The sequence below is a fragment of the Bacillus sp. FSL M8-0166 genome (assembly GCF_038008825.1).
Lineage (GTDB): Bacteria > Bacillota > Bacilli > Bacillales > Bacillaceae > Bacillus > Bacillus safensis.
On sequence record NZ_JBBOZZ010000001.1, the window covers coordinates 2,005,859 to 2,021,435 of the forward strand.

The following is a 15,577-nucleotide window of genomic DNA, read 5'->3' on the forward strand; positions in this document are numbered from 1 at the left end:
CATTTTCTAGCGTTTGGTTAAATGATAAACGATTGACTCATATGGGCGCAACGTAAATCCCTTGATATGTGCCGGCACATCCTCATAATTCGATAACAGTACTTGACCCTCCATCTCATCTACAGCCTGCACAAGCTCATCAGGAAGCGTAAAGTCCGCCTCCACTGCATAAAAGTGGTTGATCACGAGGAGCTTCTCATTCTTGCTTTCTCTCACATAAGCAAAAATCTTTGGATCTTCTGCTAGGAGTAAAGAGAAGCTGCCATATGTGATCACGTCAAGTTCTTTACGCAGTCTGCAAAGGGCTTGGTAATGATAGAAAATGGACGTCCGGTCCTTTAATGAAGATTCGACTGAAATGTCGTTATTGGCTGGCTCAATCCAAGGCGTTCCTGTTGAGAAACCTGCATTCTTCTCTGAGGTCCACTGCATTGGTGTTCTCGCATTATCTCTTGACTTGACCTGTAAAATGGCGAGTGCTTCTTCCTTTGATTTTCCCTTTTCAAGCATGACTTCATACATATTGAGTGACTCGATATCGCGGTAAGATGAAATGTCCTCAAAGCGAGGATTCTTCATGCCAATTTCCTCACCTTGATAAATATACGGAGTCCCCTGCATCAGATGAATCGTGGTCGCCAGCATCTTCGCTGATTGCTGATGATACGTGTCATCATCACCATACCTTGAGACGATACGCGGCTGATCATGATTGCACCAGAACAGTGCATTCCAGCCGCCGCCCTCATGCATTTTTGTCTGCCATTCAGACAGAATCGACTTCAATTCTTGAAAATCAAATGGTGCGATCGCCCACTTTTCGCCGTTTGGATAATCCACCTTTAAATGATGGAAGTTAAACGTCATATCCAGCTCCTGCCGATCAGGTCTTGTATACCGAATGCAGTCTGCGATATTCGTTGAAGACATTTCTCCAACTGTCATGCTATCGTATTTCGAAAAAACCTCTTGGTTCATTTCATGCAGAAATTCATGAATTCTCGGCCCGTCCGTATAGTACATGCGGCCGTCGCCTTGCACAGATTGTCCGGCGTCATCTAAGAAACGCTGATCCTTTGAGATGTTGTTGATGACATCCAGCCTGAACCCATCAATTCCTTTTTCAAACCAAAAGTGCATGATGTCATATACTTGCCCGCGCACCTCATCCTTCTCCCAATTGAGATCCGCCTGAGTGACATCATATAAATGAAGATAATAATCTCCTGTTACTTCGTCTAGCTCCCATGCTGGACCGCCAAATTTCGACTGCCAATCATTCGGAGGAGATCCGTCCGCTTTTGGCTCCTTCCAAATATAATAATCTCGGTAAGGGTTATCCTTTGACTCACGCGAAGCTTGAAACCACTCATGGAAAATGGATGTATGGTTAACGGCTAGATCCATGATGACCCGTATCCCTCTCTCATGCGCTTCCTTCAGCATGCGTTCAAAATCTGTCATTGTGCCGTACATGTCATGGATTTTTGTATAATCACTAATATCATAGCCGTTGTCATGCTGCGGGGATTCGTACATTGGCGTGAGCCAAATACAATCCGCCCCAAGCTCTTTGATATAATCAAGCTTTTTCGTCACGCCATTGATATCGCCTGTACCAGAACCCGTTGTATCTAAAAAGCTCTTCGGATAAATTTGATAGACCACCGCTTTTTTCCACCACGGTTCATTTGTCTGCTGATTCAATTTCCTTCACCACCACTAGTTAAGTTCTTCTGAAAAATCCTTCTTCTTTTTTAGTTTTGCATATAAAAGAGTACCGATGAATGGGACGATGAGTACAATCACCATTCCGATTGCAAATGCACCCCAATATTTCGGGATAATGGAGAAGATTCCTGGAATGCCTCCAACACCAACTGAACTTGCCAGCACCCCTTGAGAGGCGATAAACATACCGGCTAATCCTGAGCTGATCAGTGCAAAAATAAACGGGAATCGATATCGCAGGTTGACCCCAAACATGGCCGGTTCGGTAATTCCTAAATAAGCAGAAATACTTGATGTCAGCGAAAGTCCTTTTTGTTTTTCATCTTTTAAGACAAACATCATGGCCAGTGCAGCTGATCCTTGTGCGATATTGGACAGTGCAAGCATTGGCCATAGGAACGTGCCGTGCAGCTTTGAGTTAATCAATTGAATATCCACAGCGAGGAACGTATGGTGCATTCCTGTAATGACTAATGCTGCATACAGTCCGCCGTATAATAGACCGCCAAGTGCTGCGAATTGCTGGAATACGGCTACAAGTCCAGATGTTAAAACGTTTCCGATTGCAAATGTAACAGGTCCAATGACGATAAATGATAAAAATCCAATGACTAATAACGTAATTGGTGCAACAACTAATAGCTGAATACTTTCAGGTGTCCGTTTTGTGATAAATAATTCGAGCTTTGCAAGTAAATAGGAGGCAACGAGTATCGGAAGAACCTGTCCTTGATAGCCTACCTTCTGCACTTCAAGACCAAACAAATTCCAAACAGGAATGTCACCGGTCTTTTCAGCCGCTCCATAGCCCCATGCGTTTAACAAGTCTGGGTGTACGAGCATCAGACCTAGGACCATCCCTAAAAGCGGATTCCCCCCAAACCGCTTCACAGCTGACCAGCCAATTAATGCTGGCAGGAACGTAAAGGCAGTGCCTGCAATTAAGTTGATCATATTCGCTAAGTCAGCCCATGCCGGATACACATCCACAATCGATTTTTGATCGAAGAAAATATCAGGAGCTGTTAAAATATTATTAATCCCCATTAATAAACCGGCTGTGACGATGGCAGGAAGAATCGGAATAAAGATATCCGCAAGCGTTTTCACAGCACGCTGCAATGGATTTAATTTTTGATCAGAGGCACGCTTCACGTCCTCTTTTGTGGCTTCCCCAATCCCCGTCTGTTTCACCATTTCGGCATATACCCGATTGACGACCCCTTGGCCGATCACCACTTGGTATTGACCGTTAGCTGAGAAAGATCCCTTCACTTCTTCAATTTGTTCAAGTGCTTTCTCATCAACCTTGCCTTCATCTTTCAGCACAAAGCGAAGCCTTGTCACACAATGTGTCGCTTGATCAATATTTTCTTTGCCGCCGATGGCTTTCACAATCTGATCTGCTGCTGCCTGATAATCAGCCATGCTATCCCCTCCGAGATCGTTTTTTATAAGAAAAAAGAATCAAAAAACTTGTATATACATGTTTGATTCTTATTTTATATTTGTATATACATGTAGTCAACAACAAAATGCAGCGCTTTCATAAAAAAAGCCCCCTCAATGTGCTCAGGTGAGGCAGCGTGTCATCATCTTTTTTTATGCTCCGTTAATTTTTCGTAGATCCTGTTTTTATAAAAGTAGGAGGCTGGACGGGCAAAAGTTTGGCGCTTTGATGTAAGTTCATCCAGGCGTTTTTGTTTTTCTTCACATATGAGAGACAGTTTCTTTCTTTCCTCTCCATCTATACTCGATTGAAGTAATTCTTTGACAGTCATGAGTTCTTTTTTCAGTGCTGTTTCTTCCCCAGCAAAGCCAGCATTTTTCATGATGCGGTAGCCCATTCTAAGTTCTTCTGGTACATGAGCAGCGTCATCTTTTGGCAAAGGCTTCCCAAAGCCAGATAACCCTTCAAAAGCCCCGTTATCCATCGCTTTTTTGATCCGTTCTTCTGATAATCTCTGCGCAAAATCCATAGCGTTTCTCCTTTCGTCCGTAACAATTTGATTAAGCATAGCAAAAAAGCTGACTCCTTCACAAGAGTCAGCTTTTTCATTATTTATTGTCTATTTTAAAAGTAGATACCATTTGTGCTAAGTCATCCGACATATCAGAGAGCTGTTCAATCGCACTTGAAATTTGCTGCATACCAGCACTTTGCTGTTCTGTTGCTGCCGCTACTTCTTGTGAGCTGGCTGCTTGTTCTTCCGATACAACAGAAATTTGCTCAATCGATGTAGAAATCGTTTGATATGCTTTCTCCACTTGCTTAATAGAAGCAAGCAAATTGTTCGTTCTTCTTGAAAACTGAGACACACCATCGTAAATCAAAGCGAAGTTTTGTGACGTGCCTTCCATTTGCTCACGTCCTTCTTCCACTGCTTTACTGCTTTCCTCTACGCTTTCAAGAACGCGCTGACTGTTTTCCTGTGTGCCGATGACGAGATCTGAAACGGTTTTAGCCGCATCCGCTGATTGCTCAGCTAACTTACGTACCTCATCTGCCACAACAGCAAAGCCTTTTCCTTCTTCTCCAACACGTGCCGCTTCAATTGAAGCATTCAGTGCAAGCAGATTCGTTTGAGCTGAAATATCCGTAATAATCGAGATGACACTTTCAATCTCCGTAGAATGGGATTGTAATTCTTCTGCTGCCTGCTTAGAGTTGGTCATCTTGTCATGTAGCATATTCAGATGATCAAGCACATGGTTCACTAATTTTTGACCAGATTCTGACTGCTCTTGCACGTCAGATGAAACAGATTTCATTTCATCAACTTCTTTTGTGACGCCTTCGATTTGAGTATCGATCTCAGCAACGGATGTCGTACAATCCGTAATATTTGCGACAGAATCATTGATTCCTTCACTCATATTCGTCATAGCTTCTGATACTTGTTGCGCACTTTGACTTGATTCGTTCGTCACCGTACGAAGCTGTGAAGACATTTTCGACACTTCACTAGATGAGTGTGAGATTTTCGAAATGAGCTCTTTGATCCGCCCCTGCATCTTTTGGAAGGATGCGGCAAGCTGGCCGATCTCGTCTTTACTTTCAACTTCTACCATTCCAGTTAAATCACCGTCAGCAATTCGGTTCGCTGATTCCATCAATGAACGAGCTGGTTTCGCAATTCTTCTTCCCATGATAAAGGAGAAGAGCAATCCACCGATGAGCACAATAGCAGATGCAACCGTAATGTAGATTGTCAGCTTCTTTGTTGTAGCTGGAACAATTGATGCATCTAAATCAATTCCTAGAATCCCTGTCAGTTCACCGCCTGAATCTTTGATTGGCAAAAAGACGGATTTATGTGTTCCATATGAATCATGGTAAATATCACTTTTGACCATTTTATCTTCAGAAAGAGCTTGTTTCATCTCATCTGAGAATGCATAATCCTGGTCAAAATCATTGTCTTCCCCAGTTAATACGATAATTCTTTCTTTACCGCCTTTATTAGACAACACGTATAAGTTCTCAAGCGTATGATCTTCTTGAAGCTCTGTGAATTTCTTTTTGATCTCGACATAAATGGGATCATCCTTCCCGCTAATGCTGAGCACGTTCCCATCGATGTTATCGATTTCTTTTTTGGCTGTATCAATATCTGTTGTTAATCGATAATCAAATTGCTTTAATAACTGGGATGATAAATCCTGGCTGACTAGATAAAAGGTTAGAACGAATAATGCAACGGTTGCGAGTAATGTTACGACAACGACTGACATGATTTTAGAGGATATCGTGTATCCTCCAAATTTCCTTTGTTTCGCCATTTTTTCCTACATCTCCACTCTCAGATTTGATTTAAGCATGTACATGTTCAAATTGTCCACAAACAGATGCAATCACATCTTTTAAATAAGATACGATATGAGGGATATGCTCTGGTAACGTATAAGGTGAGATGACAAAAAACTTACTAACACTTAGATAGAAGTCTTGACCTTCTTTCGAGTTTACAAGTAAAAACTTCGTTGTATCACCAAAGAACATCTCGTCTCTTTTCTCTCCAAGCTTTTCAAACAGCATTTTGTTCAATTCATTGTTCCGCTCAATTTCCATTGAAGTCGCTTCGCCAGAAATCTCTTCTTGAAAACGCGGTGAGCCGTCTAGGTAAATTCTAAATAATGTAGCCATTCCGACGTTGTCATCATTCACGACTTCTGCTTGCGGAATTTCCCTACTAAGTGCTTCTCTGAAGGCAAGGTTCACTTCTAAGAATTGACCGAGCAAGCGCTGATAGCCTTCAATCCCAAACGTTAAGAGCACACTCAGCATACTGATCGAGCTTCCCATTCTTGAGCACTCAAGCGTATAACCCGTATGGTATTCACCGTAGCCTCTATGGCCAACATATGGTGTCTCTTGTTCTTCCAAGTCCAAACGCTTTAAGTCAGCTGCGTTTTTCACTAAGAATAAACTGGATGTGTAAGGGGTTTGGCCGAGCTTTTGAAAATCAAAGCACATCGAGTCTGCAAGAGAAAGATGCTGGAATTTCGCTTTGATTTCTTTTAGCATACGAATAACACCGTCTGAGAATTGCAGCGGGTTTTCCGATACATCATACTCATTAAAGAAAGCAAAGAATCCACCCAGCGCCGAATCTGCATGAATATGCGGCACCTTCAGATCATACTTTTCAGCAATCGCTTCTGCTGTTTCACGTACCCCTTTTACATCATCAATTGCAATGGCATCTGTTGTTCCGGTTGTTGCCACAATATAAACGGGAATCCCGCCATTTTGTGCAACACGTTCCATTTGACAACGCAAATCTTCCATATCCATTGAATGATCTTTATTCGTCTTAATTCTGATTAAGTTGTTTGTGCCAAGTCCTGTTGCTTCCATTGACTTAAATAAGCTGTAATGTGCAGCATCAGAACAAAACGCATAAAGATTTTGCGGAACTCCTTTTCGCAGTGACTCCGGCGCAGCTTTTGCGATCGCTAAACGAAGTCCTGAAAAAATCGCTCCTTGACCTCCCCATGTTGTGTATCCCCCGCTCACATTTGGATCATATCCGATGAGCTTAGACATCATTGAGACCACTCTGACCTCAGCTTCCGCTCCTGCTGGTCCATAAACATCCCATAGGTTGTTTCCATTTACCAGCATCGCCGTCAGCATGCCTAAAATTCCTGGTGTACTTGCCATTGGCAAAATGTTCGTGAAGAAATACTTGGTGTGGTATGGATGGTTATGTAAAAGCTTCAGTAATTCTTCATTCACAAGTTCCGCTTGCTGGCCGTTCATCGGAATGTGGCTTGTTTCAGTGAGCTTTTTGTAAAAGTCCTCCCCACGATTCTTTTCACCTTTAAGGTGTGCACGGTTGGGATCCTTCAGGTCATCGACCCCTGAAATGATCTGCTCCATCAATTTGACGAGTTCTTTACGCTCTCCTGCATTTCCGTCCTCACTCGGAAACCAGTTCTGAACGAGGTTCTCTGCTCGTACAGTCATATACTATCAATCCTTTCAATGGAAGATTTCCTGTCACTGTCTATATCGACCCCAATTCAGAAGTTTATAGTCTCGAAGTGTTCACTTAAGTATATTTAGATAATTTGTTCATTCATCAAAATAAATAAAACCCTTACAAAACACATCAAAAGCATTATGTTGATGTAACAACAAAATATATTGATATATCATACGAGAGGAATTTTTATCCATGGTTTTGTTCCATTCCATTGCTCATTTTTTTTGCTTAACCTGCATAAACATTAAGAAACACTGGAAATACTCTCTAAATGACCATTGTAGAAATCAAACTAATTCTTTAGACTTGTGCCTTTTTACCTGTTTTATTGATATAGCAACTGGAAAATTGCTGAATTTTCTGTCAATAATAGGTCGATTTTCATAAAAAGTTTTTCGATGGGCGAATATTTTCATTTTCTCCCCTTTTATTGCTCGGACAGGCTTGCAAAGGCTCTTCACCGGTTATGACTTTTCTATTTGTGCATTTCGTGGTATATTCTAATGGTTCGTTTTCTTTCGTTCCGCCTCTTCCGTGTATCGGAGAAAAGGAGTGTTTATATGAAAACATTTATTCAAAAAAGAGGTCTCGGCTTCTTTGTGATTGCAGCCATCTTACTGTGGCTCAAAACGTATTCAGCGTATTTAATCGAATTTAAACTTGGTATATCAAATGTGCTTCAGCATATTTTGCTTTTCGTGAATCCTATTAGCTCCAGCTTGTTCTTTCTTGGCTTTGCTTTATTGTTCAAGAAAAAATGGCAGCCTGCCGCTATCATTGTGATTCACTTTTTCATGTCTTTTTTACTATATGCAAACATCGTGTACTATCGATTCTTCAATGACTTTATCACGCTGCCTACAGTGATGCAGGCAGGAACGAATGGCGGACAATTAGGTGATAGTGCATTTTCACTCATGCGTTGGACTGATGTGTTTTACTTTATAGATACAATCATTTTGATCGTACTCGCAGTCCGCATGAAAAGGCAGCAGCAAACAAGTACAGCCACTGTACCTGTTCAAAAGTCAAAATCGTTTAGACTCGTCCTTGTGTCCTCTGTTGTGATCTTTGTTTTAAACTTAGTTGCTGCAGAGATCGATCGTCCAGAGCTTTTATCAAGATCGTTCGACCGCAATTATTTAGTTAAATATTTAGGTGCTTATAACTTTACTGTGTTTGATGCCATTCAAAATGTGAAATCAAACAGCCAGCGTGCTCTGGCAAATTCAAATGACGTGACAGATGTAGAGAACTATTTAAAAGCGAACAGCGCTGATCCTAACCCTGCTTATTACGGGAAAGCGAAAGGCATGAACGTCATTACAATTTCTCTTGAATCTCTGCAAAACTTTGTCATTGATTATAAGGTGAATGGAAAAGAGGTAACGCCATTCCTTAACTCATTGGCACACGACAACAAAACGTTTTACTTTGATAACTTCTTCCATCAAACAGGTCAAGGAAAAACGTCTGATGCTGAATTTATGATGGATACCGGATTATTCCCATTATCACAGGGCTCTGTTTTTATTAACAAAGCGCAAAACACATATCAAGCACTTCCTGGTATTTTGAAGAAGGATCAATATACGTCAGCAGAATTCCATGGCAATACGAAAACCTTCTGGAACCGTAATGAAATGTTTAAGTCCTTTGGATATGACAGATTTTACGATTCTGAGTACTACGATATGAACGAACAGGATACGAAGAACTATGGACTGAAAGACAAACCGTTTTTCAAAGAATCCATGCCAATCCTTAAAAACATGAAGCAGCCGTTTTATTCGAAATTCATTACATTATCGAACCATTTCCCATTTGGAATGGATGAAGGTGATACTGATTTCGAACCTGGTGACTTCGGAGACTCTGTCGTCGATAACTACTTCCAATCGGCTCATTATTTAGATGAAGCGATTGAACAGTTCTTCAACGATTTGAAAAAGTCAGGTCTCTATGACAATACAGTCGTCATTATGTACGGAGATCATTACGGCATTTCTGAAAATCACAATGAAGCGATGGAAAAAGTGACAGGGCAAAAAATCGGAGATTATGAAAATGCGCAGCTCATGCGTGTGCCGCTCTTTATCCATGTTCCTGGCGTAAAAGGCGGACAGATTCATAAATACTCTGGTGAAGTCGATGTCGCACCAACCCTTCTGCACCTGCTTGGCGATGATACAAAGAACTATTTAATGTCTGGTTCTGATATCTTATCGAAGAACTTTAAAGAGCTTGTGCCATTTAGAAACGGTGACTTCGTGTCTAAGGACTACACGAAAGTAGGCAATAACTATTACAGCAACAAAACAGGCGAGAAAATCGAGCCAACTGACAAGGCATCACAAGAAAATGAAACGGTGAAAAAGATGCTGGAGACATCTGATAAGATTGTCACCGAAGATTTACTCCGTTTCTACAAGCCTAAAGGCTTTACACCGATTGACCGCAACGACTATGACTATACAAAGAAAGTACAGGATGAAAAGGATTCCTCTTCCGCCAAAGATGAATCCAGCTCTTCTTCAAAATAACTTTCTCATGCTAAGAACCAGCCGATCCTTGATCAGCTGGTTCTTTTCACGTTTGATCATGATTGCACCGGGTATAGGAGAAGAAGGAGGGATTTATCATGAAGAAAACAGCAGCTTTTGTCGTGACTGCCTCACTTGCTTCGTCCGCCCTATTCAGTTTCAGCCCTGCGGTCTCAGCACACGTCATGGCCAAACCAGCAGCAGAACAATCCGTTCCTCAAGGTCCAAAAGACGCGCTTAACAGCATTTATAAGCTGGCACATAAAGGACAAATGCCCTACTATGCTAAAGGACTGAAAATAGGCGTTCAAACCAAAAAAGACGTTCATCATCAGCTCGGAAATCCATATCCAGAAACAGGTCACAGCAGCTTTGATTTGTATCATACTGAAATGGGGAATCCTGGATTTGCTTTTCACTATGATGCAAAAGGCAAAATTGACGAAATCCGTTATTTCGGTACAAATGTAGAAAAAGAAACGAATATCGGCGGTATGACCCCTTCGTTACTAAAGAAACAGCTTGGACCAGCGGATTCAGTGAGCACCATTCCGCAGACAAAAGAGAAAAAATATGTGTATCGAACCGGTAATTATGAACTCGAATTTATCGCCGGATATGATCCAGATATGAGCCAGCATGAGCTCACCGTCCTGCATATCAATCTCATTAAAGCCGATTCTTAAATAAAAAAGCATCCTGAGCAGAGGCTCTGGATGCTTTTCTTTATGATGATGCCACTTCTAACTGCGGCTTTCTTTTCATTGTTCTTTTGAAGATTGGACCTGCGACATAATCTAGTCCAAATTTGCCTGCATTCCCTTTCGCTGCCATGATAACGATGGCAATGAGCAGAAGCAGCGGGTTCACAGAGACAGTTCCAGCTAGTAAGAAAGAGACATTCATCACGCTTCCAAAAAAGGCTGCCGTTGTTGTAAACAATCCAACAATTAATCCTAGGCCTACTAAGATTTCTCCCCACATGACCATGGTACTGAATAGTCCGGCATTCGGCAAAGCGACATTTTCTAAAAACCATACATAGAACGGATACACAAGATGACCATCTTTGACGACAGGTTCAGATATCGCAAATTGCAAATAGCCTGATGCATCAAATCCACCTGTTAGTTTTCCAATACCAGATGTCAGCCAAGTCCATCCGATATAAAGTCTTGCTGCCAAAAGGATAACGGCTGCCCATACATTCGTTTGTAAGAATTTTGTAAACATGATGATGCCTCCTTTTAAATTATGTGAAATATTTCACATTTTCTTTATGATCTTATTATACTATGCAATATGTTATTTGTGATCTTTTTCACATATATATTCACAAATTGTTCATGAATATCTAGTTGAGGTAAACTTTTCCCTTGCTAAAACCGTCTAAGTCATTTCAGACAATGAAAAGGGGTTTAATTTTGTATGAAAACACTATTTCATTTTGGTTATTTACAGGCCATCTCATGTCTATTCCCCGTCATGATCTTTGCGGCGCTTGCCCTATCAAAGACGGTGTCTATTCCTTTTCTTCACCGGTATGATTTCATTCTATTGCTTTGTCTTGCGGCTCAGATCCTGATGCTGACGCTGCGGCTGGAGACTTGGACAGAGCTAAAGGTCATTTGTCTATTTCATCTCATAGGAATCTGTTTAGAAGTGTATAAAGTACATATGGGCTCTTGGTCCTACCCGGAAGAAGCTTATACAAAAATATTTGGGGTTCCACTTTATAGCGGCTTTATGTATGCGAGTGTGGCTAGTTATATTTATCAGGCATTTTCACGGCTTCATGTAAAAGTGGCCGACTGGCCTCATCCATTTCTTTCAATTGGCATCAGTTTGTGCATTTATCTCAATTTCTTTACGCATCACTGGCTCTATGATGTCAGATGGTGGCTGACATTACTGCTTGTTGTTGTGTTTCGGAAAACGTCGGTTTCGTTTCAGGTTGGTCCATCTTCCTTTCGAATGCCGCTTGTTGTTTCATTTCTCCTAATTGGCTTTTTCATTTGGATTGCCGAAAATGTCACCACCTTTTTAGGAGCATGGCAATATCCAAATCAGCAGCATGCTTGGTCCATTGTTCATCTAGGGAAAATTAGTTCATGGTTCTTACTCGTCGTGATCAGTATTGTGCTAGTGATCGAACAGCGTAAACAAAAAAACGTTCAGCCCATTTGACCTGGCTGAACGCTTTTTTTAATCTCGATCGACTTCCTTACGGAGATCATCTGCGACAAATTCTACATTCGTTCCAATGATGATTTGTACGGATGTTTTTCCAGAAGTCAGGATTCCTTTGGCACCTGCTTTTTTCAATGTTCCTTCATTTAATAAATTTGTATCCTTTACTGTTAAGCGAAGACGTGTGGCACAATGATCAATGGTGGTGATATTGTCTTTGCCGCCAAGTCCCTCTACGAACATACTCGCTCCTCCTGCCGTCACCGCATCATCTGCTGCGATATCTTCCATGTCATCATCTTCCCTGCCTGGTGTTTTCAGCTTTAATAGTTTAATGAGGAAATAGAAAACGACAAAGTACAAGACGCCATAAATAATTCCTACTATAAGAAGCATGATCGGCTTTTGCGCAATACCGAAGCTTAAGACGTAATCAATCGCACCTGCTGAAAAGGCAAAGCCGCTATGAATCCCAAGGGTGTTTACAATAAAGAGCGAAAGACCCGTTAAAATAGCATGGACACCATATAATAGTGGAGATAAAAACATAAAAGAAAATTCAATTGGTTCAGTAATCCCTGTAATAAATGATGTAAGCGCCATCCCAATCATCAGACCAGCTGTTGCCTTTCGTTTCTCAGGCTTTGCAGTCACAATCATGGCTAGGCATGCCGCTGGCAGGCCAAACATCATCACTGGGAAGAATCCTGTCATAAAGACACCTGCGCTTGGATCTCCTTTAAAGAATCGCGCTAAATCCCCTGTTGCCCCGCTGAATTCCCCGAATTGAAACCAAAATAAGTTATTCAAGACATGGTGAAGTCCTAATGGAATGAGCAATCGGTTAAAGAAACCAAACAGCCCTGCACCTGTTGCACCAAGACTTAAAATCCATTCCCCTAAATCATTGATCACACTTTGAATCGGAGGCCATACATATCCGAAAACGGCTGCTAATAGAATGGTGAAAAGTGCGGTCATAATAGGCACAAGCCGCCTTCCGCTAAAGAAACCTAAGTATTCCGGCAGTTTCGTATCCTTAAATTTATTGTAAACATAACCTGCCAAAAGCCCGCATAAAATACCGCCTAATACCCCCATATTGTTGGTTGAGTTAATGGACGTTGTACCTGCAGACAAAATAAAATAAGAGATCGCACCTGATAATGCCGCTGCCCCGTTCCCATCCTTTGAAATACCAATCGCTACACCCATTGCAAAAATTAAAGCCAAGTTCGCAAAAATTGCATTCCCTGCCGCATGAATAAACGGGATATTGAATACATCCTCCCGTCCAATGGCCAAAATAATCCCTGCTGCTGGAAGTACAGCAATTGGAAGCATAAATGATTTTCCTAGCTTTTGAAAAAACTGAAACACCATCTGATTTCCCCCCTTTGTCATCATCATGACCAAATATTCATGATGTTCATAAAAAATATATCATATGCACATCTAGTTATCTATACCAATTTGTCCACATCCATTTGAATTCCGCTCTTTACTCTTTTTGCGTAAAATGTGGTAAGCTATTGAATAGAATGAAGATATAGAAAGCGGGAATGAACAGTGATTGTCAAACATGATCATGAGTTAGAAGCCTTAAAAAAAGTCGGCCGAATTGTCGCTATGGCAAGAGAAGAAATGAAAAGCCAAGCGAAACCAGGCATGTCTACAAAAGAATTAGATTTGATTGGGAAAAAAATATTAGAAGAGCATGGGGCCAATTCAGCACCTGAAAAGGAATACGACTTCCCTGGTACCACTTGTATCAGCGTGAACGATGAAGTTGCACACGGTATCCCAAGTGAAAAAACCATTTTACAAGAGGGCGACCTCGTGAACATTGATATCTCAGCAGAACTGGACGGCTATTATTCAGATACGGGCATTTCATTCGTTTTAGGTACAGGTGATGCTCGTCTTGAAGCATTATGCCAGTGTGCGGAGGATGCGTTCCTTGAAGGATTAAAGCATGCAAAGGCTGGTAAAAGACAAAACCAAATTGGCCGTGCGGTCTACAATACGGCTAAAGAACAAGGATTTACCGTCATTAAAAACCTGACAGGACACGGCATAGGGAAAAATCTGCATGAAGCCCCCAACCATATTTTGAACTACTATGATTCATTCGATAATGCTTTGTTTAAAAATGGAACAGTCATTGCCTTCGAACCTTTCATTTCAACAAATGCTGAATCGGTTTATCAGGCTGATGATGGGTGGACATTTAAAACACCAGATAAAAGTCTAGTGGCACAGATTGAACATACCATTGTGATCACAAAAGATGAACCGATTATTTTAACTAAGCTGTAAGCCAAGCGGGTCCCCTTCTTCACTGGAGGGGATTTTTTCATGCCCGTTTCACGAATCTGTCACGACTAAACAAAAATGCCTGTGGTAAAATAGGCAAAGATATGCGAAAGGGGTCTTATTTGATATGTGGTTCATCATCATAGGTGTTATCTTTTTCATCGAAAGTATTATCTTAACGGTTGTAGGGATTAAGAAAAAACAATCCATGATGACCTATCTTGGTGTTATCATCATGATTATGACGGTCGGCATGATCCTCGTTACCCTCAACCCGCCAAATTCATAAATCAATATTTCCAGCATATACATGGATCATGGGCAGATAGAATCAGTTTTCATTTCTTGACACCTGCACACTTTTCACGTCCTTTTTTGAGATGTTACAATGCAGGCAGTTTCAATTGAAAGGAGTTTTCTATCATGCATTATGGTAGCAAAGGCTGGTATGTAGAAGAATTAAAGAAGCTTGGTGTGACCAAGCATGAAGGAAGAAAGCTTCAAAGCTTAAAAACATATTTCCTTGCAAATCTTCTTGAGCAAAAGAAACGCAGCTCATAAGCGCTGAAAAGCCGTACATCTTAAGATCATGTACGGCTTTTTTTAAATGTGCTGAATTCGTTTTTCTAAAGACTTCCTGACCACATCTGCTAAGGCATCTACTTCAAGAACCGCTTTCAGTCTCTCTGGACTTGTTTGACGATATTTGACTTCATTGACTTCATGGACCGTAATCTGATGGGACGCTTTTTCTACTAGTACTAGCGATGCATCAGGCGGCACCATACCTTCTTTCAGTACACGTAAATAAAAGCCTGTATACCCTGTTTTCTGCACTTCTTTTACAATTTTCATGTTGCCATGCTTAAAAGATAATTTCACACAAGGCTGTCTTGGCTGGCTCACCTCAACAAATGCATCTCCAAGCTGAAAAACATCGCCAATACGCACATTCGTCTCGACTAGCTGGCGTACTGTTACATTCTCGCCAAAGGCAGCTTCCTGTAATGGAACCCCTAAAAATTGTTCAAAGTGAGCATAATGATCATATGGAAAGACACAGACGGCTTTATCATAGCCCCCATGATGAACCAAATCCCCCTGACCATCTCCTTCAAAATTGACCTGACTTAAATACACAGGCTCATGAATTCGCCTTTTGTTGATGGCTGTTTTGATTTCTTTTCCATTCGCATAGGTGATGATAGGCTGTCCCACTTGGATTCCTTCTATGTCATATCTCTTTTGTCCCACGATGGCCATCTCCTTTGGTTGTCTACTGGCTTTTATTTTACATCGTTTGAC

14 protein-coding genes are annotated in these 15,577 nt (G+C 41.2%); 6 read left to right on the top strand and 8 right to left on the bottom strand.

Annotated elements, in window-relative coordinates:
* Positions 1 to 6: 6 nt before the first annotated feature.
* From treC to NSS92_RS10630, 5 genes are all read right to left on the bottom strand, one after another.
* Positions 7 to 1,707: an alpha,alpha-phosphotrehalase gene (gene treC / locus NSS92_RS10610; RefSeq protein ID WP_340867784.1), complete on the bottom strand. Its 1,701-nt coding sequence runs from the start codon at positions 1,705 to 1,707 to the stop codon at positions 7 to 9.
* A gap of 15 nt (positions 1,708 to 1,722) precedes the next feature.
* Positions 1,723 to 3,159 (bottom strand): PTS system trehalose-specific EIIBC component, encoded by a 1,437-nt coding sequence (gene treP / locus NSS92_RS10615; protein WP_267587982.1) that lies wholly within the window; start codon positions 3,157 to 3,159, stop codon positions 1,723 to 1,725.
* A gap of 164 nt (positions 3,160 to 3,323) precedes the next feature.
* A complete protein-coding gene (locus tag NSS92_RS10620) occupies positions 3,324 to 3,710 on the bottom strand; it encodes a DnaJ family domain-containing protein (protein ID WP_340867787.1) in 387 nt (128 codons plus the stop codon).
* Positions 3,711 to 3,789: 79 nt separating this feature from the next.
* Entirely contained in the window at positions 3,790 to 5,514 is a 1,725-nt protein-coding gene (locus NSS92_RS10625) for a methyl-accepting chemotaxis protein (protein ID WP_340867789.1), read from the bottom strand.
* Between the two features lie 31 nt (positions 5,515 to 5,545).
* On the bottom strand, positions 5,546 to 7,204 hold the full coding sequence (locus tag NSS92_RS10630; protein WP_267587979.1) for a pyridoxal phosphate-dependent decarboxylase family protein: 1,659 nt from the start codon (positions 7,202 to 7,204) through the stop codon (positions 5,546 to 5,548).
* 579 nt (positions 7,205 to 7,783) lie between these two features.
* On the opposite strand from NSS92_RS10630, the gene NSS92_RS10635 reads away from it, so the two are divergent.
* Both NSS92_RS10635 and NSS92_RS10640 read left to right on the top strand, forming a co-directional pair.
* Positions 7,784 to 9,766: an LTA synthase family protein gene (locus tag NSS92_RS10635; RefSeq protein ID WP_340867792.1), complete on the top strand. Its 1,983-nt coding sequence runs from the start codon at positions 7,784 to 7,786 to the stop codon at positions 9,764 to 9,766.
* Between the two features lie 98 nt (positions 9,767 to 9,864).
* Entirely contained in the window at positions 9,865 to 10,452 is a 588-nt protein-coding gene (locus NSS92_RS10640; protein ID WP_340867794.1) for a YjgB family protein, read from the top strand.
* A 40-nt stretch (positions 10,453 to 10,492) separates the two neighbouring features.
* Here NSS92_RS10640 and NSS92_RS10645 read toward each other — a convergent pair whose 3' ends face one another.
* Positions 10,493 to 10,999, bottom strand: coding sequence for a DoxX family protein (locus tag NSS92_RS10645; RefSeq protein ID WP_340867796.1), 507 nt, complete (start codon positions 10,997 to 10,999; stop codon positions 10,493 to 10,495).
* A gap of 195 nt (positions 11,000 to 11,194) precedes the next feature.
* Between NSS92_RS10645 and NSS92_RS10650 the strand changes: the two genes are divergently transcribed.
* A complete protein-coding gene (locus NSS92_RS10650) occupies positions 11,195 to 11,953 on the top strand; it encodes a DUF817 domain-containing protein (RefSeq protein WP_340867798.1) in 759 nt (252 codons plus the stop codon).
* An 18-nt stretch (positions 11,954 to 11,971) separates the two neighbouring features.
* Here NSS92_RS10650 and nagE read toward each other — a convergent pair whose 3' ends face one another.
* A complete protein-coding gene (gene nagE / locus NSS92_RS10655; RefSeq protein ID WP_340867800.1) occupies positions 11,972 to 13,339 on the bottom strand; it encodes an N-acetylglucosamine-specific PTS transporter subunit IIBC in 1,368 nt (455 codons plus the stop codon).
* A 186-nt stretch (positions 13,340 to 13,525) separates the two neighbouring features.
* On the opposite strand from nagE, the gene map reads away from it, so the two are divergent.
* The 3 genes from map to NSS92_RS10670 all read left to right on the top strand — a co-directional run bounded on the left by map (position 13,526) and on the right by NSS92_RS10670 (position 14,833).
* Complete coding sequence (map, locus tag NSS92_RS10660) at positions 13,526 to 14,275, top strand: type I methionyl aminopeptidase (protein ID WP_267587973.1); 750 nt, start codon at positions 13,526 to 13,528, stop codon at positions 14,273 to 14,275.
* 124 nt (positions 14,276 to 14,399) lie between these two features.
* On the top strand, positions 14,400 to 14,561 hold the full coding sequence (locus NSS92_RS10665) for a hypothetical protein (protein WP_087976421.1): 162 nt from the start codon (positions 14,400 to 14,402) through the stop codon (positions 14,559 to 14,561).
* A 134-nt stretch (positions 14,562 to 14,695) separates the two neighbouring features.
* A complete protein-coding gene (locus tag NSS92_RS10670; RefSeq protein ID WP_064497716.1) occupies positions 14,696 to 14,833 on the top strand; it encodes a YflJ family protein in 138 nt (45 codons plus the stop codon).
* Positions 14,834 to 14,875: 42 nt separating this feature from the next.
* On the opposite strand, the gene NSS92_RS10675 is transcribed toward NSS92_RS10670, so the two are convergent.
* A complete protein-coding gene (locus tag NSS92_RS10675; RefSeq protein WP_340867806.1) occupies positions 14,876 to 15,526 on the bottom strand; it encodes an MOSC domain-containing protein in 651 nt (216 codons plus the stop codon).
* Between the last annotated feature and the right edge of the window lie 51 nt (positions 15,527 to 15,577).

Bases quoted from the DNA above. Each gene is read 5' to 3' on its own strand.
- treP (WP_267587982.1), bottom strand. From the start codon at position 3,159: ATGGCTGATTATCAGGCAGCAGCAGATCAGATTGTGAAAGCCATCGGC.
- NSS92_RS10620 (WP_340867787.1), bottom strand. From the start codon at position 3,710: ATGGATTTTGCGCAGAGATTATCAGAAGAACGGATCAAAAAAGCGATG.
- NSS92_RS10625 (WP_340867789.1), bottom strand. From the start codon at position 5,514: ATGGCGAAACAAAGGAAATTTGGAGGATACACGATATCCTCTAAAATC.
- NSS92_RS10630 (WP_267587979.1), bottom strand. From the start codon at position 7,204: ATGACTGTACGAGCAGAGAACCTCGTTCAGAACTGGTTTCCGAGTGAG.
- NSS92_RS10635 (WP_340867792.1), top strand. From the start codon at position 7,784: ATGAAAACATTTATTCAAAAAAGAGGTCTCGGCTTCTTTGTGATTGCA.
- NSS92_RS10640 (WP_340867794.1), top strand. From the start codon at position 9,865: ATGAAGAAAACAGCAGCTTTTGTCGTGACTGCCTCACTTGCTTCGTCC.
- NSS92_RS10645 (WP_340867796.1), bottom strand. From the start codon at position 10,999: ATGTTTACAAAATTCTTACAAACGAATGTATGGGCAGCCGTTATCCTT.
- NSS92_RS10650 (WP_340867798.1), top strand. From the start codon at position 11,195: ATGAAAACACTATTTCATTTTGGTTATTTACAGGCCATCTCATGTCTA.
- nagE (WP_340867800.1), bottom strand. From the start codon at position 13,339: ATGGTGTTTCAGTTTTTTCAAAAGCTAGGAAAATCATTTATGCTTCCA.
- NSS92_RS10665 (WP_087976421.1), top strand. From the start codon at position 14,400: ATGTGGTTCATCATCATAGGTGTTATCTTTTTCATCGAAAGTATTATC.
- NSS92_RS10670 (WP_064497716.1), top strand. From the start codon at position 14,696: ATGCATTATGGTAGCAAAGGCTGGTATGTAGAAGAATTAAAGAAGCTT.